General features: G+C 69.2%; 22 protein-coding genes and 1 pseudogene. 13 read left to right on the forward strand and 10 right to left on the reverse strand.

Features of this window, described 5'->3' with window-relative positions; all coding sequences use genetic code 11:
- Nucleotides 1-9 precede the first annotated feature (9 nt).
- The 12 genes from OG509_RS32490 (at nucleotide 10) to OG509_RS32545 (ending at nucleotide 10,794) form a co-directional block, all read left to right on the forward strand.
- On the forward strand, nucleotides 10-408 hold the full coding sequence (locus tag OG509_RS32490) for a hypothetical protein (protein WP_406186184.1): 399 nt from the start codon (nucleotides 10-12) through the stop codon (nucleotides 406-408).
- Nucleotides 409-505: 97 nt separating this feature from the next.
- Nucleotides 506-1,348, forward strand: a complete 843-nt coding sequence (locus tag OG509_RS32495) for a DUF317 domain-containing protein (protein ID WP_406186185.1) — start codon at nucleotides 506-508, stop codon at nucleotides 1,346-1,348.
- A 124-nt stretch (nucleotides 1,349-1,472) separates the two neighbouring features.
- Entirely contained in the window at nucleotides 1,473-1,835 is a 363-nt protein-coding gene (locus tag OG509_RS32500; RefSeq protein WP_406186186.1) for a hypothetical protein, read from the forward strand.
- A gap of 47 nt (nucleotides 1,836-1,882) precedes the next feature.
- A complete protein-coding gene (locus OG509_RS32505; protein WP_406186187.1) occupies nucleotides 1,883-2,881 on the forward strand; it encodes a collagen binding domain-containing protein in 999 nt (332 codons plus the stop codon).
- A gap of 256 nt (nucleotides 2,882-3,137) precedes the next feature.
- A complete protein-coding gene (locus OG509_RS32510; protein WP_406186188.1) occupies nucleotides 3,138-4,439 on the forward strand; it encodes a hypothetical protein in 1,302 nt (433 codons plus the stop codon).
- 163 nt (nucleotides 4,440-4,602) lie between these two features.
- Entirely contained in the window at nucleotides 4,603-5,073 is a 471-nt protein-coding gene (locus OG509_RS32515; RefSeq protein WP_406186189.1) for a hypothetical protein, read from the forward strand.
- 448 nt (nucleotides 5,074-5,521) lie between these two features.
- Entirely contained in the window at nucleotides 5,522-6,898 is a 1,377-nt protein-coding gene (locus OG509_RS32520) for a hypothetical protein (protein WP_406186190.1), read from the forward strand.
- 243 nt (nucleotides 6,899-7,141) lie between these two features.
- Nucleotides 7,142-7,504: a DUF317 domain-containing protein gene (locus OG509_RS32525; RefSeq protein ID WP_406186191.1), complete on the forward strand. Its 363-nt coding sequence runs from the start codon at nucleotides 7,142-7,144 to the stop codon at nucleotides 7,502-7,504.
- Between the two features lie 46 nt (nucleotides 7,505-7,550).
- The gene (locus OG509_RS32530; protein WP_406186192.1) at nucleotides 7,551-7,850 is read left to right on the forward strand and encodes a hypothetical protein; all 300 of its coding nucleotides are present in this window, start codon (nucleotides 7,551-7,553) and stop codon (nucleotides 7,848-7,850) included.
- A gap of 16 nt (nucleotides 7,851-7,866) precedes the next feature.
- Nucleotides 7,867-8,613: a DUF317 domain-containing protein gene (locus tag OG509_RS32535; RefSeq protein WP_406187745.1), complete on the forward strand. Its 747-nt coding sequence runs from the start codon at nucleotides 7,867-7,869 to the stop codon at nucleotides 8,611-8,613.
- A 101-nt stretch (nucleotides 8,614-8,714) separates the two neighbouring features.
- Entirely contained in the window at nucleotides 8,715-9,623 is a 909-nt protein-coding gene (locus OG509_RS32540) for a hypothetical protein (RefSeq protein ID WP_406186193.1), read from the forward strand.
- A 310-nt stretch (nucleotides 9,624-9,933) separates the two neighbouring features.
- A complete protein-coding gene (locus OG509_RS32545) occupies nucleotides 9,934-10,794 on the forward strand; it encodes a nucleotidyltransferase domain-containing protein (protein ID WP_406186194.1) in 861 nt (286 codons plus the stop codon).
- A 141-nt stretch (nucleotides 10,795-10,935) separates the two neighbouring features.
- Here OG509_RS32545 and OG509_RS32550 read toward each other — a convergent pair whose 3' ends face one another.
- From OG509_RS32550 to OG509_RS32595, 10 genes and pseudogenes are all read right to left on the reverse strand, one after another.
- Complete coding sequence (locus OG509_RS32550; RefSeq protein WP_406186195.1) at nucleotides 10,936-11,634, reverse strand: hypothetical protein; 699 nt, start codon at nucleotides 11,632-11,634, stop codon at nucleotides 10,936-10,938.
- An 84-nt stretch (nucleotides 11,635-11,718) separates the two neighbouring features.
- Nucleotides 11,719-12,141: a hypothetical protein gene (locus tag OG509_RS32555; protein ID WP_406186196.1), complete on the reverse strand. Its 423-nt coding sequence runs from the start codon at nucleotides 12,139-12,141 to the stop codon at nucleotides 11,719-11,721.
- An 86-nt stretch (nucleotides 12,142-12,227) separates the two neighbouring features.
- Nucleotides 12,228-13,958 (reverse strand): relaxase/mobilization nuclease domain-containing protein, encoded by a 1,731-nt coding sequence (locus tag OG509_RS32560; protein ID WP_406186197.1) that lies wholly within the window; start codon nucleotides 13,956-13,958, stop codon nucleotides 12,228-12,230.
- A 17-nt stretch (nucleotides 13,959-13,975) separates the two neighbouring features.
- Nucleotides 13,976-14,608, reverse strand: a complete 633-nt coding sequence (locus OG509_RS32565) for a plasmid mobilization protein (RefSeq protein WP_406186198.1) — start codon at nucleotides 14,606-14,608, stop codon at nucleotides 13,976-13,978.
- On the reverse strand, nucleotides 14,605-14,838 hold the full coding sequence (locus OG509_RS32570; RefSeq protein WP_406186199.1) for a hypothetical protein: 234 nt from the start codon (nucleotides 14,836-14,838) through the stop codon (nucleotides 14,605-14,607). Before OG509_RS32570 ends, OG509_RS32565 begins: the two co-directional genes overlap by 4 nt.
- 101 nt (nucleotides 14,839-14,939) lie before the next feature.
- Nucleotides 14,940-15,131, reverse strand: coding sequence for a hypothetical protein (locus OG509_RS32575; protein ID WP_406186200.1), 192 nt, complete (start codon nucleotides 15,129-15,131; stop codon nucleotides 14,940-14,942).
- Nucleotides 15,132-16,156: 1,025 nt separating this feature from the next.
- Nucleotides 16,157-16,609 (reverse strand): annotated as a pseudogene (locus tag OG509_RS32580) (DUF2637 domain-containing protein); the annotation flags it as partial.
- The gene (locus tag OG509_RS32585; RefSeq protein ID WP_406186201.1) at nucleotides 16,606-17,304 is read right to left on the reverse strand and encodes a WhiB family transcriptional regulator; all 699 of its coding nucleotides are present in this window, start codon (nucleotides 17,302-17,304) and stop codon (nucleotides 16,606-16,608) included. The pseudogene OG509_RS32580 and the gene OG509_RS32585, both read right to left, overlap by 4 nt.
- Before the next feature lie 149 nt (nucleotides 17,305-17,453).
- Complete coding sequence (locus OG509_RS32590) at nucleotides 17,454-18,212, reverse strand: ATP-binding protein (protein WP_406186202.1); 759 nt, start codon at nucleotides 18,210-18,212, stop codon at nucleotides 17,454-17,456.
- A complete protein-coding gene (locus OG509_RS32595; protein WP_406186203.1) occupies nucleotides 18,209-19,291 on the reverse strand; it encodes a hypothetical protein in 1,083 nt (360 codons plus the stop codon). Before OG509_RS32595 ends, OG509_RS32590 begins: the two co-directional genes overlap by 4 nt.
- Nucleotides 19,292-20,059: 768 nt before the next feature.
- Here OG509_RS32595 and OG509_RS32600 point away from each other — a divergent pair.
- Nucleotides 20,060-20,956 (forward strand): helix-turn-helix domain-containing protein, encoded by an 897-nt coding sequence (locus tag OG509_RS32600; RefSeq protein WP_406186204.1) that lies wholly within the window; start codon nucleotides 20,060-20,062, stop codon nucleotides 20,954-20,956.
- The last annotated feature ends 192 nt before the right edge of the window (nucleotides 20,957-21,148 follow it).

Below are 21,148 nucleotides of genomic sequence, written 5' to 3' on the forward strand. Positions count from 1 at the left end.
GGGAGACACATGCCCACGTACCCCTCGGCCATCTCATCGCTCAACGCCGACCAGGCAGCGGCGGCGGGAAGCCTCGTCCGGCTGCTGACCAGCCGCTTCGATACCCTGCCGGTCGCCGAGACCGACGCACTCGCCCAGACCCTCCTCGCGCAGGACGGCCTCGTCGCCGACATCCGGAACCTGCTCCACACCATGGCCAGCTGGGCGGGCCGAGCAATGCCCGACTACGAAGGCCCCCACTTCGACTTCCGCCACATACTCGCCGACACCGCCGAGGAACTGGCCGACCTGCCACCGCTCCCCGAGGGCCTCGTCCTTCCTGTGCCTGACCCCGGCCAGCAGACATGCGCCGCGCCCGCCGCCACCGGACCCGCCACTCCAGGCCACGTCGTCGGCCGTAGCCGCTGAGCGGCGCCTGGCAAGCCCGCCTCCTAGCCGCCCGCGCCCGCACCACAATCACCGTCACGCCGACCGCTTAGCCCATCCCCCTGCCTTCTGGACTGCTTTGACCGACACCGCACCTGAACTGATCGACGGCGACGTCTACGTCACCCCCCGATACCTTGCCGGCAGCGCCTGGATCGGCGATCCAGCCCTCCAGCCCCTGTTCGAACTCGGCTGGGACCGCCACCACGACGACTACGGCAACCTGTACGTCGCCTCCCCGGACCGCAGGGTCCGCCTCGGGTTCCTACCCGAAGGCGACGACGACGGACTCTGGCGCATCACCGCCTACCGCGACCCCTTCGCCGCACCCGCCTGGGGAGTGTGCTTCAACGACATGACCCCCACGGAGCTGGTCACCTCATTCACCACCACCCTCGCGGCCTCCTATACCCAAGGCCCCGATGCCTACCTCCACGCGGATGTGCACGAGAACGGATTCGAGGGCGTGGCGCCACTCCTGAACGGTGGATGGAAGCTCCAACATTCAGGCTCGGACGTCGTGGAACTCCAGACGGCGGACGGCCTGGCGGGCCTGGAGTTCGTCACCGGCCGACTCGACGAGGCGAAGGAGCTGACCACCCTGCAGGCGCGCTGGTACCTGTGGGGCGGCCCCAAGGGGCCTCGCTGGTACGCCACCGCCTCCACCGGCACCCCGGTGCACTTGATCACCGCGATCACCACCGCCCTGGCCGACCCGGCCCCAGTTCCTCGATGGCAGAGCGGCATCCTCTCCTCCCTGCGCCCGCACATCCAGCTCACCCCGGTCGCCCCGCCCTCACCGTCGGCACCCACTCCGCTGGACGTGCACCGCCGTGCCGTTGCCCGCCCGCGGCCGACGCTCACCACGACCAGCGTGCCGCGCTGGAGCACCAGCTCCCGCCCCGCCACAGCCCGCCGCTGATCCCGATCTGGAGCCACCCCTGTCCCTCCACGCCGCAGAGTTCTTCGCTGAGCTCCAGCCGCCCTTTCCCGCAGGCGTAGTCGTCGGGAACACCTTCTACGGCACCGTCGCGGCGGAGTCCCCGGTGCGGATCCGTATCGACTTCCAAGGCACGATCCGGGACCGCGAGTACAGCGGCTTGCGTCTGGCTGTACTCCACCCCGACCGGGGAACCCTGGACACCGCCGTGCTCACCTTCGCCGACCACCAGACCTTCGCCCGCCGCGACGCCGCAGACGGTATCGGCCCCGGATGGGACGGCTACGCCCGCATCCGCGACTGGCACGAGAACGGGCCCCCGCCCTGGGACGGAGCAGACCTGACCGGGCTCCGCCGCGCCATCACTCAATACGCACAGATCTGGATCCCTGCCTCGCCACCGGCACGGGCCTACTCGAAGCTGCCCAGTCCGCCGTCCGCAAGCCCTCCGACCGGCCGCTCCCACTGACCACACCTCGGCACCACCAACCAACGATCAAGGAGACCACTCCCTTTATGCGCCCCAGCACCACCAGCCGATACGCACCCACGGCTGTCGGCATCGCAGCGGCCCTCGCGGCAGGAACCCTGCTCAGCGCCTCGACCGCCTGGGCCGAAGCCCCCGAACCGCAGCCCGGCACCGTCGAGATCATCAAGAAGGACCCCGACGGAGCCCTCCTCACGGGCGCCGAGTTCTCCCTGCTCGACACCCTCAACGGGACCAAGGCCCTGACCGGCAAGACCAACGCGGACGGCATCCTTCGCTTCGAAGGCGTCGCCCCCGGCGTCTGGCGGCTCAAGGAGACCGCCACCGGTAGCCCGATCCACGAGCTGGCCCCGGACCAGGACGTCATCATCACCCCTGGTCAGACCGCGAAGCTCACCATCGTCGACCACTTCAAGGCCGCAGACCTCACGGTCACCAAGACCGACAAGGCCAACGGGAAGCCGCTCGCCGGCGCCGTCATCAACATCACCCCGGCCCGCGGCGACGGCAAGCCCGTCACCCTCACCACTGGCAAGGACGGCACCGCCACCACCAAGCTTCCCGTCGCCTCCCGCGCGGGCACCACGTACACCGCCACCGAGACCAAGGCCCCCGACGGCTACCAGCTGGACTCCACTCCAGTGAAGATCACCGCTAAGCCCGGCGCCCCGGCCACCGCCGCCTTCACCAACACCAAGAAGGAACAGCCGACTCAGCCGCCCACCACCCCGTCGCCGACCCCGACGACCCCCACCACGCCGCCGCCCGCACCGTCGGACAAGCCGACGCCCACCACGCCGCAGACCCCGCAGACATCCGCCTCGGCCTCCGCAGGCCCGACCCCTGACCAGACGACGTCGAGTACCTCTTCCCCCGCTCCCACGGGGTCCCTCGCGCAGACCGGTGCGGACGCCACAGGATGGCTGCTGGCCGGAGCCGGAGTGCTGCTCGCCGCAGGCAGCGGCGCACTGTTCGCCGTCCGCCGGCGCCGCAACTCGGTCGAGGACGACGACGCGACCACCAGCTGACCCAACCGGCACCCAGAACTGAACATCACCGCCTCCGTGGGCCCCAGGAACCGTCGTCGGTTCCTGGGGCCCTTGCCTTGTCCAGAGGACCGCAGCATCCATTCCGTGGTCAACGTCCTAAAAGGAGATCCGGCGACGTCTGTCCACCAGGCTGGGCGGCCTTCTTCTACGCGCTTCCGAAGGAAACCAAAAAGCCCTGCGGCGTACGTACGGACAGCCGTAGCATTCAAGGTTCTTTTGATTCAAGGAGGATCAGATGGAAGCTCTGTCACTGGAGGAGCTGCGTGCAGCGGACGAGCGCACGCTCCACTTCACGCCGTACGGCCTGGGCGGGGCCATGACCCCTGAGGTCGCCCTGGACTTCCAGCAACACGTCGTCGCCCAATACACCCTGGCCGCCGATGTCGCAGAGGGAACCCGCCAGCGCTTCGAACAGCTCCGCCGGGTGCATGCCTATGGACTGTTGTGCTACGACCTGTTCACGATGGTCAGCGACGCAGCCCTGCTGGTGATCGAGCAGGCGCTGCGGGACAGGTTCATCGACATCCACAACGGTGCCGTCGTCATCCAGGACAGCGACGGGAACGAGCACCAAATCTCTGCCATCGGCTACGCGAATTTCCACGAGCAGTACAGGAAGCTCAGGGGCCGCAAGATCCAGATGGGGCCAACCCGGACGTGGACCCCATTCAAGGGCATGCTCCACGACCTATACACCTGGGCACGGCGGGAAGGGCTGCTGCGAGGACAGCGCAACAGGGGCCGGGAGAAGGCAATCAAGGCATTGCGAAACATGGTCGCTCACCCCAACGGCTACCACCTCACCACTCCCGTCGACGCGGCCCACACGCTCGCCAGCCTCGCCGAGATCATCAATCAGCTGTGGGGACACCAGACACCCGGAGGTCGGCTGTACCCCGCCCCCGTCGACCGCAGCACCGTCGCCATCGGATGGAACGCGGAAGGCGGCAGGATCACGATCTGCCAAGCCGAGAACCTGCTCACAGCCGAGAAGAGCGACGAGTGGGAGTACGTACTGGTGCAAGCGGTCTTCTCCCCAGGTGAAGCGGAGGATCCCACGCTCTTCGAGTTCGACTCCCTCGTGGAAAACACCACCTACCCGTGCGACCTCCTGTGGGGGCCCGGCGAGCAAAGTCAGGCCCTGGCATGGCTGGAGACCAACCAGCCTGCGGCCGACGCCTGCGACCATCTCGATCGGATCTTCCTGATCCGACACCACGACAGGCTGTTGCATCTCCCGATGCGCCCCCAGATCGCGGCCGGGCTGCCACCTACCGAGCATGCCGGCACCTGGTACACAATCCGCGCGGACGACCCTCGCGACGCCTTTTCCCATGCGCGACAACTCATCCAAACAGCGCCGCAGCACGCCTCAACCGGCGAATGCGGCCAGTGCTCTGTTGCGACCATCAAGCGGGGCACCCACGCGCAGGCGCTCGCTGCGGCTGCACACGAAGGCGTAAACGTAGCGCCGATCCGCCCGCCGGATGTCAGGACACCAGGCCGACTGCCCCGGAGTATCACGCTCCAACCGTGATGGAGAGCGCGCCGCCGGCGCGCCCTGCCCGGAGGCGCAGGAGCAGGACGAGGATGCTGCCCGGCCAGCGGTTCAACTTCCAACACCCTTGCCCTGGCACCCGTAACGGTGAATCAGGGGGGAAGCCCGCATCCACTTCCGCCAGTCCGCTAAAAGGAGAGGCATGACGGAACTCGACGACCCGTGGCTGATCGACGCGATATGGCGGGCGGCCGATTTGACGCGGGCCTACCTGGTCCAGGACCGTGTTCAGGTCGCCACATGCCTCGCGGGCTTGGACACCAGCCAGCTGGAGCGCGTCCTGACGTGGCTGATTCTTGATCACGACGCACTCTTCGGCGCGCTGGGGGAGCCGTCCATGTCGGTGCGGGAGCTTGATGCGGTGGCGGCTCTGGCACCGCTGGAGACCGAGCTGGCGATGACGACGGCCGTACGCCGGGTCGCCACGAAGGAGACGGGGCTCACCGGAGCAGTGGAGGGCCTGGCGCCACTGGATCGCGTCCACGCCATTGCAACCTGCACTGCGGTCATGCTGTTGGAAGCACGCGGCCGCACCACAGCCGTAGCCCAGCTCGATGCCGAAACCGTGCGGTATGAGCAGATGGGGTACCCCAGGCCGTACACGATCACTTGACCGGACCGGCTGCTACTTCGCTCCGGAGCAGTGGCTGGTCGCCGGATCAGACTGGTCCAACTTCGATGGCAATCGGTCCGGGTTTGCTGTCGCCGGACACCAGTTGTCCTTTGACAGTGAAGTTAGTCGCTCTGCTCGCGTTGACCTGCGGCGACTGGATTGATTGTCGAACGATCAGGTGAGGCGGGTCGGCTTCCGGCCTTCGGGCACAACGGCTAACGCCAACCCAGTGATCGTGGGATCGGGGCAGGTCGTGGGCGGGGCAGGTGAGGCGATAACCCCGGGCAGAACTCCAGCCAGCTTGCGGTGCCGCTGTAGTCGGGCACTATCGAGAAACCCACTGCCCCGGGTGGTTGCACCCTATATACAGGGGGACGAGAACTCCGCACCCGGCCGGCCGCCGGGCCAGCCCGCACCGCGCGGGCCCCAACGGAACAGCGAGCACCTGGTGCTGAACCTCGAAGAGCGCATCACCCGAGTCTGGCACCAGGAGGTCCGACCACTGGTCGCGGACGCTTACCGCTGCCACAGCACTGGCACCCCCCGGGCCGCCATCGTGGCCACCTGGACCGCTGTCTGCGCCGACATCATCCACAAGCTCTACCAGCTCGCCGAGGACGGCGACGGTACGGCCGCCGAGGTCGTCAAGAGGATCGAGTCGGCCCGCAGCACCGCCGACGCCGAAGCGGTCAAGACGATGCAGCAGGTCGAGGGCAAACTCCTGCAGAACGCGCTCGACCTGGAACTCATCGACTTCGTCGAGCACCGGCAGCTGGAACGCCTGCAGCAGGACCGTCACCTGTGCGCGCACCCTTCCCTGCGCCCGCTCGGGGACGTGTTCACCCCGAGCGGCGAGTACGCACGGGCTCACCTAGTGGCCGCACTGGACGCCCTGCTGGTGCACCCGCCCACCCAGGGCCGCAAGGCATTCGCCCGGTACACGGCTCACGTGAGCGACCCCTCCTTCGTCGGCCACGCCGACTACCTGGTGCAGATGTTCGCCAAGCGCGTGAAGTCCAGCGCTTGGAAGCAGATCCTGGGCATCGCGGCCAAGCACGCCATGCTCGAACTGGAGGTGCCTGAGGACACAGGCATCACCGCGAGCGTGGCTGCCGACCGGCACGCGCTGTGCCTGATCGCCTTCGCCCAGCACGACCGAGACGCCGTGAGGGAGGCCGTGACCAAGGCGATGAGCACGTTCAACGGGCTGCCCATCCAGAAGCAGCTCAAGACGATCAGACGCCTGGGCACGTTCGACGTGTTCGTGGAGGCTCTGGATGAGACGGTGTGCCAACAGATCGGCACCTACGTCGAGCGCAGGCCAGCCCTCGTCACCAGCGCCTCTGGGGCGGTCGCGGTGGATCCCCTGCTTACCCTGGCCGGGGTTGACGCCGTTCGAGACCGCATCCCTGCCTTGGGCAGCAAGTTCGCAGAGCTGTCCCCGGGCCAGCAGGCCGGCGTTATCGAGCGGCAACCCTCCGCTTACTTCACCGACTCCTTGGCGCCCATCCTGGCCGCGGCTGGCGGATGGCGCACCGCCGAGCGCCTCACCACGATGACGGTGATCCCGTGCGCACACCTGATCCCGCCCGAGCAGCTGGCCAGCATCCTGACCGCATGGGCCGAGAACCCGCAATGCCGAGAGGCGTCAGGGATGACCGACCTCGCGGTCACCTTCTGGACGCAAGCCACTCACCTCCAGTCTCACCCGGCATGGACGGCCTTCGTCAAACGGGTGCGAGAGCTCACGTCGGATTCGACGTGGTACCAGTACGAGGAGCTGGCTGCCGTCATCGACTACAAGGACGACACCGACACCTTGTAATCGCCAAGGCGCTCGGCAATCACGCCGGCACGGCCACCCAGTACCCCCAGCGCGTCCCATTAGGTTCGCTGGCATGGAAGCCGTAGCGACTGGGATTGCTGTCAAACGCCTCGGTTGGATGACAGCGGACACCAGTTCGCCCGGGGCAGACAGGAAAGATCCCCAAAGGGCTGGTGCAATGCGGCAACGGATGTCAACGTAGACACCTTCCCAAGAAACCCCAGGTCAGAGAGGTGTCTGCCCTTGACCGTGGACATAGCGAAACCCGGATTCGCCACGACGATCGAGGCCCTGCGGTTGCATACCTGGCGGCTCGGCCCGGGGCAACCGACGATGGTGATCGACCAGTTCACCGACGAGGACTTCAAGCTCGTCGTGGACGACCGGGCCGACGTTCACATCAACTCCCGTGACGGACGTTTCTACCTCGGCTGGTTTCCGACCGGACGTCCCGGCGCCGACGGTGAAGGGTGGGTGCTCGCCGTCACCGGTACGGCCGCCGTCCCCGGGTACCGCATCAGCTTCGACACCGAGACCCCCGCCCAGTTCGTCGCCGCGGTCGTGGCCGAGGTCATTTCCACCTCCCGGCTTGTGCGCTCGCCCTGACCCTGGCCCCGTACGCTGCTGCGGCACGAACGCCCTGCCCGACCTGATGACGATGAAGGAGAATACTTTGGACCCGGAGCTCACCGTCGGCGAGATCATCGACCGACTCTCCACCTTCGACCGCGACGCTCCACTCCGGCTGGCGATTAACCCGCTTTTCCCCATGGAACACACGGTGGCCGGCGTCGTCGGCACCGTGGACACGCAGGGCCGGTCCGTCGTCTACCTCGCCGAACGTGGCGAGCAGCTCGGCCCTCTGCCTCAGGCCGTGGCCGTGGCCCTGACTTGGCACGAGTCCGTCGAGGCCCCGCCCCGCCGGCGGCGCAGCGCCACCGGCGACCAGTGATCCGTTCCGTACTGCCCTGGAGGCGCCCCTGAACTCCCGTTCTTCCCGCTACCCGTCCGCCCCCGACCACGGTCCGTTCTACTGGGTCACTCCCCGCCACCTTGCCGGTGACGACGGAGTCTTCGCCGACCGGATCTCCGACGCGCTCGCCGAGTCCGGCTGGGCGAGCTGGACGACCGCCCGCAGTACGCTGCTCCTCCTGAGCCCGAGCGGGCTGTGCGGCGCCGAGTGGATCCGCACCGACAACGCCTTCCTGCTCGGCGGGCTGCCCGTCGCCTGGCAAGTCTCCGCCCGTGCCCACCGCGACAACGCCCTGGCCGAGTGGAACGCCTACTTCACCACCGGCACCCCGCACGAGGCCGTAGCCGATTTTCTCCTCGCCGTGGAAGCCCGGACCGATCCCGCCATCAGCTACGGAGAGCGCGAGACCGTCCTGTCGGCGCTGTCCGACAGGGGCTGGCCTCGCGACTACGACCACCCCGAGACCACCGCCTGGGATCCGGGTCTGTCGGCTGGATTCACCTGTGGTCCTCTTCCCGAAGGCATCCAGGACGGCGATCCGCGACCGGACCTGACGGGCTGGCAGGCGTGGGCGGAGCCGGTCCTCGGTTCCCCCTACTTGTGGGCCGCGACCTTCAGCGCCAGTGTCCCGCACGAACTGGTCGCCGCCTTCGCCTCCTCCGTCGCCTCGCCGGCCCCGGTCCAGCGCCGCACCCTGCCCGAGCTCGCTGCCGGCCGCCTCACCTTCAGCCTCCCCGGCTGACCAACCCGCCGCCCCATCCCGGTGTGGGCTGCTGTCCGGCACTCTCCAGGCCGACGGCAGCCCCCTCGGCGTGCCCGCACCCCTCGCCATCAGGAGGCTCTTTGTCCAACACGTTGATTCGACTCTCCATCGGCCGCACCAACGGCGTCGCCCACTACGGCGTCCTGCTCCGCGGCACCGAACCGCTGACGGCCTGCGCCACGCACTCGTCCGACCTGGCACCGATCGGCGAGCACACCGCCCACCAGACCTGCCAAAGCTGTACGCGTGCTCTCCTGGTACTGACGACCCCGCCCCACCCCGGCGAGCTCGATACCCGGCCCGCAGCCGGTGCGGGAAGGAGCGCAGCTGACCACCGGCCGATACCCGGCCACCTTCTCGGCTATTGCGGCAAGACCCTCGACGCCCGCACCGCCAGCGGCAAACGGGCCTGTGCCAACTGCGCCCACCTCACCCAGACCCTGGACGCTCTGGGCCGACGAGCGGGAGAACTCACCATGCCCGCGGCCGAGCCCTGCCACAGCGACGACAGCGTGCTGTGGACCCCTCGCGACGCCGGAAGCCTCGCCTTCGGCCACCGCCGCAACAGCACCACCGGCCAGACATACTGCGGCGAAGGGCGGCTCGACCGCCCCAACCCCGAGGCCCACGAGTGCCCCACCTGCCTGCGCCTGTGGGCGGAAGAAGAGACCTTCCGCCAGATGTACACCCTTCCCGCTCTGCGTGCCCGCGCGACGGCATGGGACGCGGACGTGCACGGCACCTTCGACGACCGTGCATGGCTGCTGGAACCCGGAGACCGGTACACGCTCTCCGGCTGCGACGAAGACCACCATGTCGTCGCCGTCTCCCGACACCGCTATAACAGCCACATCGACCTCGTCGTCTACCTCCCCGGTGAGGACCGCGTCACCGACGCCCGCGCCCACCGCGACAGGATCCTCTGCATTCAGCGTCCCGTCGTCGCCGACAGCGCGAACACGTCGCCCGCCATGCGGCGTGACCCGTAACGAGACCTTCGGCGCCTGTGAGATCCACGGAGCCACTCGGTGGCCACCGGGAGTACCGGGTGGCCACGTTCAGGAAGCGCCGTCAGCCCGACAGGCCCGGTTCCCACTCCACCAGGAGATGGGAGCCGGGCCTGTCGCGCTACCCGCGGATGCCCCTCCACGAAGTCTCGCTGGCCACGGCGTCCCCGGCACCGCGCAGGCTCCGGCGATACGGATGTGGCGGCCGTTCACCCGCCTGAGGGATCTCGTACGTCCCGCCCGTACCCGTACAGTCGAGCAGGGGACCGGGCACGGGGACGGGAGCTTCAGGATGCAACGCGAGAGGGCCACAGGGCTGCTCCGGGACATGCTCGACCGGCTTGATACCGGCGAGCGCCCGCTGGACCTCGTGGACGAGGTGTACGTCTTCGGCTCCTACGCGCGGGGGGCGCTCGACCCGGGAGACCTGGACGTGGCGGTGGTGCACCGCACCGACAAGGAGTTCGCGTCAGAAATCGTTGGCGCCATGATGTCCGGGCGGGACCCCATGTCCGGGATGAAGCGGGCGCTCAGGGGCAACAAGCGCGGAGTCCAGTTCCAGTTCAACCAGAACAGCGACCTGCCGGCGGGGGCAGAGCCGGTGCTGCTGTGGAAGCGCGGCGATGCCCTCTCCGACGCCCAGGCGCGTCTGGCAGCCATCAAGCCCGACCCCGGCGCGGGGCGGGCTCCCCGCGACGAGATGATCGAGCAGTTCGAAGGGCTGGACCGCTGGATTCCCCTCCCGGTGCGAGCCCGGTTGGTGGAGATGGTCAACACAGGCGCGATCGGCATCCACCGGGTGGAACTGCCTGACGCCCAGCCCACCCGCCCAGAAGCCGTCGCCCTGCTGGCTCGGCGGTGGAAGGCGGACAGCCCGCTGCGCCGCGCTGCCGGCGCCGCCCTTCGCTACACCGAGGACTTGGCGACGGTCACCGAAACCGTGTGGGTGCAGGGAGATCCGCTCCAGCGTGGGCAGAGCTTCGAGCAGCCCGGCACCATGTGGATCAACCTCGGCTGGTACGACTTCAGCCAGCTTCTCTTCCGGCTGCACCGGGGTGCACAGACCTTCGAGGTCATCCGCCCCACGCGCACCCAGCCGCTGCACGCCCTCCACATCACCCTCAGGGACACTGCGGCGCTGCCGGAGCTGTGAACCTGCGCGGCCGGGTCCGAGTTTCCTGTACCGCCTGCCTCGGCGCGGGCACTCGCTGCCGCAGATGCCGACCTGGCGGCCCGCAGCAAGCAGGAGGCCCCGCCGCTCCTGGAGGACGGCGGGGCCGGGCACGTGGTGCGGTCAGCTTGCGGAGAGGGCCTTGGCGAGGGCCTTCTCCACGTGAGAGTCGACCAGGGCCGGCGATCCGGAGACGGTCAGCAGGACGGCCCCGGTGCGGACGGCGGTCTGCTTGACGATGCTGTCCTGCCCGCCGGCGGTGAAGGTGAGCAGCTGGCTCCACGCCTGGTCGCCCAGGGCGGGGGCGGCCAGCTTCTGGGTGGTGATCTTGACGGGCCTGCTGCCGATCACCACTTGGTACACAGGACAGCCGGTCATCGCGTCGAAGATCTGCCTCGTGCCGTCAGCCAGCTTCGGCGCGGCGTCGCTGTAGAGCTCCTCGGCGACTTCGGAGCCGGTGCTGCCGCTGTAGACGAAGGTGACCTTCGCCTTGTTCGGGAAGTCCAGGCTCCCGCCAGTGGCGGCGTCACCGCCCAGCTGTTCCAGCGCGGGACAGCCGATCACCGTCACGTCGTCGTGACGGGCGGCGCTCCCGGGCTTGCGGGTGTAGTCCTGGCCGAGATCGGCCTCGGCCAGCAGCCGCTCCGCGAGTACGGCAGAGGACAGAGGAGTGCTGGCCTTCGCGGCGCCGGACTTGGACTGCCCCGACTGCTCCCCGAGGGGTGAGGAGGCGCCCGCCGGGGCGGGGGTGCTGCCGGAGCACCCGGATATGGCGAGGGAGGCGAAGACGGTCAAGCCGATGGTGATGGTGCGCATGCGCATGTGAACCCCTGGTGTGGTCGAGCGGGTCTGACAGCCGGACCCCCGTGGGGCTCTCCTCCGGCGTTTCGGGTGGCAGGGGTTGGGTCAGTGGCCGAGGAAGCGCAGGCATTCCTCGTAGGTGGCGTGCTGTTCGGTGATGGGTCCGCTGGTGCGGTTGAACCAGGCCGCGTCGAGCCGGGGCTCGACCTGCTCGTGGCCGGCCGGGCAGCGTAGCCACACCCCGTCGTTGGTGCTGGCGACGATCCACTTCCTGTAGGCACCGCACTCGCTGCAGGCGCGGACCTCTCCGTCGAGGACGAGCGGAGTGTCGTGGGGCATCAGGATCCCGGCCAGTTCCTCGCGCGTCGGCATGCGCAGATCGGGCGGCAGGAAGTCGTCCACGACCGGCATGGCCGCCGGCTCCTGGTGGTCCGGCCCCAGTGGCGGTTCGACGTGCGTCGCACTCCACGTTTCCCACCGCTGCTGGGCTTCGAGCCGTTCTCGCCGTTCACGTCTGTGGCCGAACATGAGGTCCCCCCTCGCCTTGGTCCTACCGGGCACGACAGATCGTGCACCATGCCCGTGGCCTGCTTCAACTATCAAATCTCTCAATATCACCGGGTCCGGTTGCGGCCGTCCCGGCGGGTGCCGGCGGGGCCGTTCGTGTGCGAACGCGACGGCTGGTCCGTGGCGCTGCTGTGGAGAGGCATCGCGGAGGCGTCGGCGGGCAGTCCGGCCAGACGGCGCAGCCGCCAGACCAGGACGTCGCTGACGGAACTCGCGGTGTCCAACTCCCTTCGCCCGGCAGCCTGCACGAGCAGTTCGGCCGGATCGTGGCCGGCTGCTTCGGCGTCGGCGAGGGTGGAGGCTAGCGCGGGCCAGCCCGCCTCCGCCAGGACCCGCTCCGCGAGCTCCGGCACCGCTTCGCGCATGGCGGCGGCATGGCGGCGGTGGAGTGCTGGGGGCAGAAGGCGGCCCCGCTGGTGGAGTACGGCCATGGGGTGTCCGGCTGCGGCCTGGTAGGCGGCGCGCAGGTGTTCGGCGGCTTGGAGGGCAGCGGCGGCCTGCTGGGCGTGTTCCTTCTTTCCGTGCCAGGCCGCGGCGGCGGTGACGAGGAAGAACGCCATGTCGATCAGCATCGCGGTGCTCGCCCCGTCCTCCCCGCGTCCGAGCGCCGGTCCGCCGTGGACGAGGTCGCGGGCGGCCTGGCGCAGGGCGCGGTCGTGCCCTCGTGCGGCCCGGAGGTGCGAGCGCGAGGCCCGCTCGAACGCGAAGGCCGCCTCGCCCAGTTGCTTGCGGGTGTGGGCGGCGGAGGTCTTGGCGAGCGCGTCGAGGACCTCGCCAGCCGCCGCGATGTGCGCGGCGATGACCTCGTCGTCACCGCCGTCGATCACCAGGACCGCCTGCCACGCGGCGGTGGTCGCGGCCCGCCGTGCGGAAGCGGGCCCTGGAACCGAGCGCAGCGGAGCGTCAGGCGTGGCGCTGTCGCAGTCCTGTCCCGGCGCTGCGTCGGCCGCCCAGCGCTCGCGGATGCGGGGCAGGGAAAGGTCGGGTGCGAGCTTGGTGCCCGAGTAGTAGACCGGTTCGCCGTTCTTGTTGCGGTCGTCGGGCAGCGCCACCGAGTAACCCAGCAGGTCACCGGAGGGTGCGATCTTCGGGCGGACGAGGAGGCCGGCGGAGGCCAGACGGTCGAGGAACTCCTGTTCGCCCTGCGCGCCGGCCACCGCGCGCCGTACGGTCTCCCGCAGCTCTTCGCGGGGCGTGCGCTGGCGCTGCTGTCGGTCGGCCTTGTGTCGTTCGGCGCTGGTCGGGCGCTGGGCTGCGGTCCCGTCACCGGCGTTCAGGCGGCGGAGTTGGAGTTCGGCTTCGAGGAGGCGGGCTGTGGCCTGGACGCGGGCAGCGTCGTGGTTGAGGTCGGGTTTGTAGCCGTCTTCACGCACCAGGGTCGCGATGATGTGGATGTGGTCGTCGGCGTGGCGTACCGCCGCCCAACGGCATCCCGCCTCCGTGTCGGGGTCGTCGATGCCCGCGGCGGCGACCATGCGCCGGGCGATGTCGCCCCACTGCTTGTCGGTCAGGATGGGGTCCTCGGGGGCGTTGCGTACGGACAGGTGCCATACGTGTTTGGCCGGGCGGTCTGCCTCGTCGATGTTGTGCAGGGGTTGGTCCAGCAGGCGCTGCAGCTGTTTGTGGGTGGCCAGCGGGTCACGGCCGGGATCTGGGGCGTTGTTGTCCCAGGAGGCCACGAGGTGAGGGTCTGTGTGCTCTTCGTGGGTCCCTGGGCCGTAGAGGTAGTACAGCAGGCCGAGGGTCCGTGTCCCGCGTTTGTGGATCCTGGGGATCATGGGGGGGGTGTTGCTTCCTAGTTCTGGTCGAGGATCCGGTCTGCGATCTCCTGGATGCGGGCAATGGCGCGTTGGACCGCGGTGATGACCGTGTCGAGTTCCTCGGGGTGGCCGCCGGAGTTGATGGCGCGGGTGACCTGGTTGAGGTTGTTGCCGACGTTGCCGAGATGGCGGCGGGCGGCGAATAGCTCGGCAACGAGATCACGCTGGCTGGCTATGGCCGCGGAGGTGTTGTCGAGGTCCTGTGCGGCGGCAAGGCCGCTGCGGGCGAGGAAGGCGGGCAGAGTCGTACAGGCAGCCTCGGCCGCGGAGCTGAGGAGCGTCTTCTCGTCGTGGTTCATGCGGACACTGCAGACGTGAATTCGCTTGTGGTTACGAGATTTGGGCGTGCGCTTGCGTGATCGGCTCACGACATTGCTGCGAGAGCGTGGTGCTGTGGGTTTCTCCGGCTGCGGTCCGGTCTCGGTTGCCGCTTCCCGGACCTGCGTCCCCCGGTGCTGGTCCGTACCCGCCACCCCCGGGGCGGGCTTGGGCCAAGACACCTTCCCCAACGGGGAAGAGTGTCTTGGCCGATAACTTGCTCGCCGCGAGGTCGGGTTGAAGTCCTGCGAACTGCTCTCGGGGTCATGGGGAATGGGCGGGTTCGTCACAGGGAAGGCCCGTTGACTTCGTCCACGATCGCGAGGATGTCGCCGATGAACTCGAAGGCGTCCTCGCTGTCGGTCAGGTGATGGATGCGCTCGGTGGGTGAGATCTGGACGAACCACTGTCCGTCAGGGCCCTCAACAGCCGAGTGGAGGAAGTTGAACTCGAGGAACGAATGCATGAAGTGGGTGATCAGGCTCTGGGAGAAGGGCTTGGGAGGGGTCGCTGCAGACAAGATGGGTTCCTTTTCCGGGGTGGGCGGCGGCCCGGCGTCGGGCCGGGCCGCCTGGAGAGAAGCGTGGCTCCGCAGGCGATTGGCCTGTGGTTTTGCGGAGTTCATCCGCATTCGAGGCAATGGTCGTAGTGCCGTGAGAGGGCCCTGGCCATCCGCTGCTTGGTGCCCAGCGCGGTCCGGGCGCTCACCTTCGCTGGAGCCGTGCCCTGGTGGCGGGCGGCGTGGTTACCGAGAATGTGGATCTCCTGCTCGAAGTCGGCGCGGATACGGCTGAAGCGGGGGCAGGTCTTCATCGGTGGCTCCTCGTCTTGGTGTTGCCGTCGCGCAGGCGGGCGAGTACCGGGGTGAGCCGGTCGTTGCGGATGGGGACCTGTTGGTCGCGCATGATCGCCCGCAGCTGCACGCGGGTGACCGCCTCGTTGCCGTCCCGTTCGAGCGCGGTCCGGACGTGGGGACGCAGCAGGTCGACGATCTCGTCCTCGGTGAGGCGGGGACGCGATCCCGGTCCCCTGCCGGTACGGGGCCGTTCCGGTACGCGGTCCCCACGCCGCTTCGAGTTGGGGACCGGTCCCCGGCGCCGGTCGGCCGGCGCGTCCTCGGCGTCTGCGCTGCCCCGGTCCCCATCACGGTCCCCGGCGTTGTCCTGGTCCCCGTCCGGGACCGGGTGGGGACGCGGTCCCTCCGTCTCGGTCCCGGGGACCGTCCCCGGACGGTCCCCGGTCCCCGGGCCCGTGGTGGTGCGGTCGTGGCGGGGACGGTCCCCGCTGATGCCGCTGTTCCGCGCCGTTGGGGGCGCGTGGCCGGGTCGGTCCCCATTGGCGGCCTTGGACCTGGGGACCGCGTTGGGGACCGTGCGGGGACCGTGGCCGGTCCCCTCGTGGGGGACGGTCCCGGGGCGGTCCCCGTGCTGCCGCCCGTCGGTCCCCTCGGGGCGGTCCCCGGCCGCGAAGCGGGCCATGTGGGGACCGGGGTCCGGCTTCGGGACCGTGGCCACCCGGTCCCCATCGGGTCGGTCCCCGCTGTGGCGGTCCCCTGCCCCCAGGTCGGGGACGGTCCCCATTGCCTTCTTCGTATCGGCCCCTGTGGGGACCGCCGGGTCGGGGACCGGTCGGGGACCGTGGCTCTTCCCGGGGACCGCGCTCGTCCGGGCCCCGGGTGGACGGTCCCCCACGAGCTGGTCCCCGCCAGCGGGGACCGCGGTCCCGTCGCCGCCCCGCGAGTACGCGGAGGGTCCGTCCCCGGGAGTCGACCGGCCGGTCACCCTGCCGCCGGAGGTGCCCTCCGTGGGAAGCGGAGCCTCGTTGGCAGGCGTGGGGACGGGTGCGGCGACGTGCTGGTGGATCTGCCGCATGAGCACTCCGAAGGCGAGCAGGGCGGCGGTGGGCGGGACGGCGGCCACTACGTAGTCCAGCAGGGGGACCGGATCGGAGCCGGTCCCGCTGACACCGGCGACGTTGAGCACGATCGAGCCGACCGATCCGATGGCGGTGAGGGCCACGGCCCACCAGTCGGTGACCCTTCGCAGCCCGGCCCGCAACATCAGCAGTTCACCGACGACGATGAAGGCGTCCAAGGTGCCGGGCCAGGCCCACTGGCGTTCTGGGGACTTGGCCAGGCCGTGTTGTCCGGCGACCTCGGCGAGGTGTGCGTAGGAGAGCCAGAAGGCGGCGGCGGTGAGGGCGGCGATGACGGCGCCGGCGGCGGCGAGGGTGAACCGCTCGGCGGTTTCGGTGCTCTTCGGGGACCCGGCTGCGGGGCGTGTGGCGGTCATGCTGCCTCTCGGAGTTCGTCGAGCAGGGCCTGGGTCTGTACGAGGCGAGCCACTGGAGGCGGGCGCTTCTTGCCCTTCCGGGGCGTCGGGCGGTCGCGCTCGGGACCGTCGCCGTCGTGGACCTGGCCGGCGCGGGGCGGCTGCTGCCCGTCGGTCCTGGCCTGGCGGGCGGTCTCCACCGGGTTGGGGTCCGAGACGAGGTTGTGGTTGTCGCGGTTTTCGATGGCGCGCGCCTCGACCCGGAGGAGGTCGCGGGCCCACTCGGTGCCGACCTGGAGGGTGTGGGCGAGTCGGCTCGGGCTCCAGCCCTTGGCTGCCGCGTACCGGGCCAGCGTCCTGCGTTCCAGCCTGCTCAGCTGGACGTCCCGGCCGTCGAGTGCCGCCTTCACCCGGCTGTAGTCCAGCCGGTTCTCGATCTGCTTGTGCCAGATCAGTCGCTCTTCCTCGGTGAGTCCGCCCCAGATGCCCTCCTTGACCTCGTTGTCGAGGGCGTAGTTGAAGCACTCGCGGCGGACCGGGCACCAGCCGCAGGTCTCCTTCGCCTCCGCGACGGCGTGGGCGTCGCTGGGGTCATGGAAGAACAGCTCGTCCGCGGTCTCGGGGTCGACGGTGTTGCAGGCGGCGCGGGCGTGCCAGCTGTGGTCGGCGATCCCCCGCAGATCCGGGGGAGGGGTGTTGGTGGTGATGTAGCGCATGGGGTGGTCTCCGAGTACGCCTCATGGGCCGGCGGGCGGGCAGCGCGCCACACCGGCGGTGAAGCGGTGTGGGTGCGGCTCGGCGGCGAGGCGGGGCAGGGAGCACGGCGGCGGGGCCGTGCCCGGAAGGGAGTTGGCGAGGAGGCCGGTCAGGCGCGCTGGAAGCGGCGGTCCGGGCCGTCGAATTCGACCGGGGTGCACATCCCGGACAGCCGGGAGAGGATCCGGTCTCCGACCTTGTCGCGCAGCACCGGCTGGCGCGGGTCCGTGCGCTCGGTGCGGACCGGCGCCAGGTTGGTGGTGACCAGCGTCGGGAGGTGGTTCTCGCCGCGCCAGGCCAGCAGCCGGAAGGTGATCTCCTCGTTCCACTCGCTGGACTTGCCGGCGCCAAGGTCGTCCAGGAGCAGCAGCGGCACCCGGGCGATATCGCGCAGCAGCCATTCGACGTCCACGCCGCTGCGCTGGCGCATCTGCCCGAAGAGGTCGACGGCCTTGACGGCATGCCAGCGGACCGCGCACCCGGCGGCGGTGAGCGAGCGGATCGCGCCGTACGCCTGACGGGTCTTGCCCACCCCGGTGTTGCCCCACAGCAGCAGCGAAGGCCCGCGGGCGATCACTCGGCGCCCGCCGCTGCCCCAGTGCGGGTTGTGGTCATCGGTGTGCGGCGCGGTCGCCGCCTCGGCGATGGTCCGCACCCAGGCCATGGCCGCCGGATGATCGGCGAACGCGTCCCGGTAGTCGAACGGTATGCGCCGCTGCGCAGCCTCCAGGGCCGGGATCGGCTCCGGAGTATCCGCCAGGACCGGGGCCGCCGGGTCGATGCCGCGTTCGGTGAGACGGGCTTCCAGGCGGGCACGCAGACGGTCGGAGACGGCGAGCTGCGGGTCGGCGAGACGGGCGCGGGTCACAGGCTTCCTCCGAACGTGGTGGGCGCGGGCGCCGGGTTTTGGTAGGGCGTGTAGGTGGATCCGGCGCTGGCCCATGGCCCCGCGCCGGAGGCGGAGGACGGCGGAGAGCCTGCGTGCTGCGGTGAGGCATTGACGACCTGGTTCACCAGGCTGGGCAGGACGCTCGGATGCAGGCCCTTGTCCCGCAGCAGGTCCATGGCGGCGCGGATGTCCCTGGGCGTGAAGTCCTCGTCGAGGAGGGCCTTGATCTTGCGGCCCAGCAGCCCGAGCGTGTCGCTTGGAGGGCGCCGGTTGCAGCCCTTGGCGTATTCGGCCACCAGGTCCTTCGCGGAGACCTTGTCCGAGAGGCTGCCGGGCGCAGGCGCCTCGCGCCCCGTAGGTACTGATCCAGGATCCAAGATCCTAGATCCAGACGACGAGCCCTTGCGTATTTGTGTCGAGCCCTCGTCGAATGCCTCCTGACCTGCGGTTTCTCCAGGCGGCTCGGAAAGTGGTTCCTGGAGGGCCTTCGGAGCGGATCCCGGAGCTGCACCGAAGCCGACCGGTGCGGGGTCCGGCTCGGCCGCAGGCGCAGAATCGGGCGAAACCGCATGATCGAGGGCTCGACGAGTGTTCGTCGAATCGTGAGAGGCGGTACCGGCCAGCCCGGCTGCCGTGGTCGGCGCCGACGTCTTGGCGGGCGAGGAGGAGGCGGGGCAGGCTGCGCTGCCGCACTCGCTGCACTTGTGCTGAGCCTGGTGCACGGGGCACCGTGGCATGCGCGACGCCGACGGCCGGTCGATCTTCTGGTGCTTCTCCCACTTCACGAAGTGCAGGTAGTTCTTGCCGTCGCACCCGGTGTAGCGGCAGATGATGCCGGCGGCGGCCAGCTGGTCAAGGTCCCTGGCCACATGGGCCGGGGTGTGCTCGATACGCAGCGGCCACACGAATCCGGCGATGATCGCCGGGTGGGCAAGGAATCGTCCGCTGTCATCGGCCTGGGTGAGCAGGCCGGCGAAGGTCACCATCGCGGTGACGTCGCACGAAGCGAGGTCCTCCGACAGGAACATCTCGGGCTTGATCGTTCGGATTCGAGCCATCAGGCGGCACCCCCCTGCTGGCGGGTTGCGAGGTCGGCCGTATGCTCCGGTCTTTTGCGCAGGGCGGTCGCCATGCGACACTCTCCTCTGTTGTGAACATCGCACCGGTGTGCCCCGTGAGAAGGGCCGGTGCGGTGGTGATGGGTAGCTGTCACGCCCTTGCCGGGGCGGTCGTGCTGCCAGAAGCGTCCGGCGTCTGAGAGTTCGCGCTCTCGGGCGCCGTCGCTGTTTCCGGGCTCACCCAGCCCGTAAGGTCCGTCCCCTGTACATCTAGCCCCCTTCACGTCCTCCGGCGGGCCTGGTGACCCGCTGGCGACGACGAACATACGCAGAACCTGCCGGAAGACCTAGACATTGCTCTAGAACTCCTCACAGGTCACGACACGGCCCTGACCAGCGTCGATACCTCAGGAGACAAGCCGCCGCCTCGCAGTCGCGAGGACAGAAGCGGACCTGTGGCCCCACCGCCGGCAACAACTGGATACCGAATCTGGGCGTGCGTTGCGCAAGTGGTGATGACGACGCAAACTCATTGGGTCTCCCTTGGGGAAGTCGGCCGGGTCCAGCTGCATCCAGGGCACTTCGGAGGTGGCAGGATTTCGGCCACTTCGGGCTTCGGGCGATGCCCGAAGGGGCGTGCCTCGACAGAAGAGCTGGCACCATAGAGAGACGAGGCGCCCCGACCACCAGGTGCGATACAGGAACGTACGTTAGTTGCGTGGATGTATCAAGCCTGGATTACAGTGGTCTAGACGTCGCCCGACTGTCTTGACCGCCACCGCAGGAGTTCATGTGCCCCCACGTCAGTTCGACGGCAGTCGCGTACGCGCTGTCCGACGGGGCAGGGATCTCAGCCAGAAGCAGCTGGGCGAGCTGGTGGGCGTCAGCGGCCCGGCCGTTGCGCGGTGGGAGAATGGCCAGGAGTTCCCCAAGGGCGAGAAGCTCCCCGGGATTGCCGCAGCGCTCGACCAGCCACTCGATGTCCTTTTCCCCCACGACGGCCCACCGGATTTGCAGCTCCTACGCTGCGACGCTGGCCTCAGCAAGGCGCAGGCCGCCGAGATCATCAACGCGAGCCGCGTGCCACTGAGCAACGCCGAATCCGGCCGGCGCAGGCTCAGTGATGCCTACGTGCCGCCACTTGCGAAGGCCTACGGGGTAACCGAGGACGAGCTGCGGGCAGCGCAGGACCGCTCGTTCGGGCTTCGCGGTACGTCCTCGGATGACGAGCAGACGTCCGCACCCCGCACGATCGAGGAAAAGATCAACTACCTCCTGCAGCACGGGTATGTGGGCCAGGAACCCCCGTCTGACGAGGAAATCGCACGGGCCGTCAACGAGCATGCGGGCGTGGCTACCGTCACAGTTGACGATATCGTCGCGCTCCGTACGGGTGCCACAACCGTCGCTTCCGACGTAGTGCGCGCCGGGCTAGCCCATGCCCTCCAGGTCGACGCCGCTCTCTTCCAGGACGACGCCGAGGTCAACCCTGCGGCCCGCGATTTCCTGGAAGCGATCCAATTTCTCGGCTCGATTCACCGAGGGCAGATCCTCGGCTTGGCCGCCCGCGGTAATCAAACGGGCCTGTCTGCGGAAATGATGGCCAAGATCAACGAGGTTGTTGGAGAGCTCAAGCACAAGCTGCCGGACGTGGGCGGGGAGTAACGCCGCCTGCCAGCAGGTTTGCTGGGCTCGTGTGCAGCAGGTCAGAGAGTCGGCGCCCACAGGCGCTTCCTGAAGGCCGGGCTCCGCGGCATCTTCGCTCCGCGGGCTCGGCGCCTGGTGTCGAGGGCCGGCTGCGCGCAGACCAGGCAGGGTCCCGGAGCTATTCCAATAGCCGGGCTGGTGCCGACAGAA

Source organism: Streptomyces sp. NBC_01006 (assembly GCF_045162725.1).
Classification (GTDB): Bacteria; Actinomycetota; Actinomycetes; order Streptomycetales; family Streptomycetaceae; genus Streptomyces.

Coding starts and splice junctions, on each gene's coding strand:
- OG509_RS32515 (WP_406186189.1), top strand. CDS start 4,603: ATGACGGAACTCGACGACCCGTGGCTGATCGACGCGATATGGCGGGCG.
- OG509_RS32585 (WP_406186201.1), bottom strand. CDS start 17,304: ATGCGCTACATCACCACCAACACCCCTCCCCCGGATCTGCGGGGGATC.
- OG509_RS32545 (WP_406186194.1), top strand. CDS start 9,934: ATGCAACGCGAGAGGGCCACAGGGCTGCTCCGGGACATGCTCGACCGG.
- OG509_RS32560 (WP_406186197.1), bottom strand. CDS start 13,958: ATGATCCCCAGGATCCACAAACGCGGGACACGGACCCTCGGCCTGCTG.
- OG509_RS32575 (WP_406186200.1), bottom strand. CDS start 15,131: ATGAAGACCTGCCCCCGCTTCAGCCGTATCCGCGCCGACTTCGAGCAG.
- OG509_RS32490 (WP_406186184.1), top strand. CDS start 10: ATGCCCACGTACCCCTCGGCCATCTCATCGCTCAACGCCGACCAGGCA.
- OG509_RS32505 (WP_406186187.1), top strand. CDS start 1,883: ATGCGCCCCAGCACCACCAGCCGATACGCACCCACGGCTGTCGGCATC.
- OG509_RS32595 (WP_406186203.1), bottom strand. CDS start 19,291: ATGGCTCGAATCCGAACGATCAAGCCCGAGATGTTCCTGTCGGAGGAC.
- OG509_RS32530 (WP_406186192.1), top strand. CDS start 7,551: ATGACGATGAAGGAGAATACTTTGGACCCGGAGCTCACCGTCGGCGAG.
- OG509_RS32550 (WP_406186195.1), bottom strand. CDS start 11,634: ATGCGCATGCGCACCATCACCATCGGCTTGACCGTCTTCGCCTCCCTC.
- OG509_RS32510 (WP_406186188.1), top strand. CDS start 3,138: ATGGAAGCTCTGTCACTGGAGGAGCTGCGTGCAGCGGACGAGCGCACG.
- OG509_RS32555 (WP_406186196.1), bottom strand. CDS start 12,141: ATGTTCGGCCACAGACGTGAACGGCGAGAACGGCTCGAAGCCCAGCAG.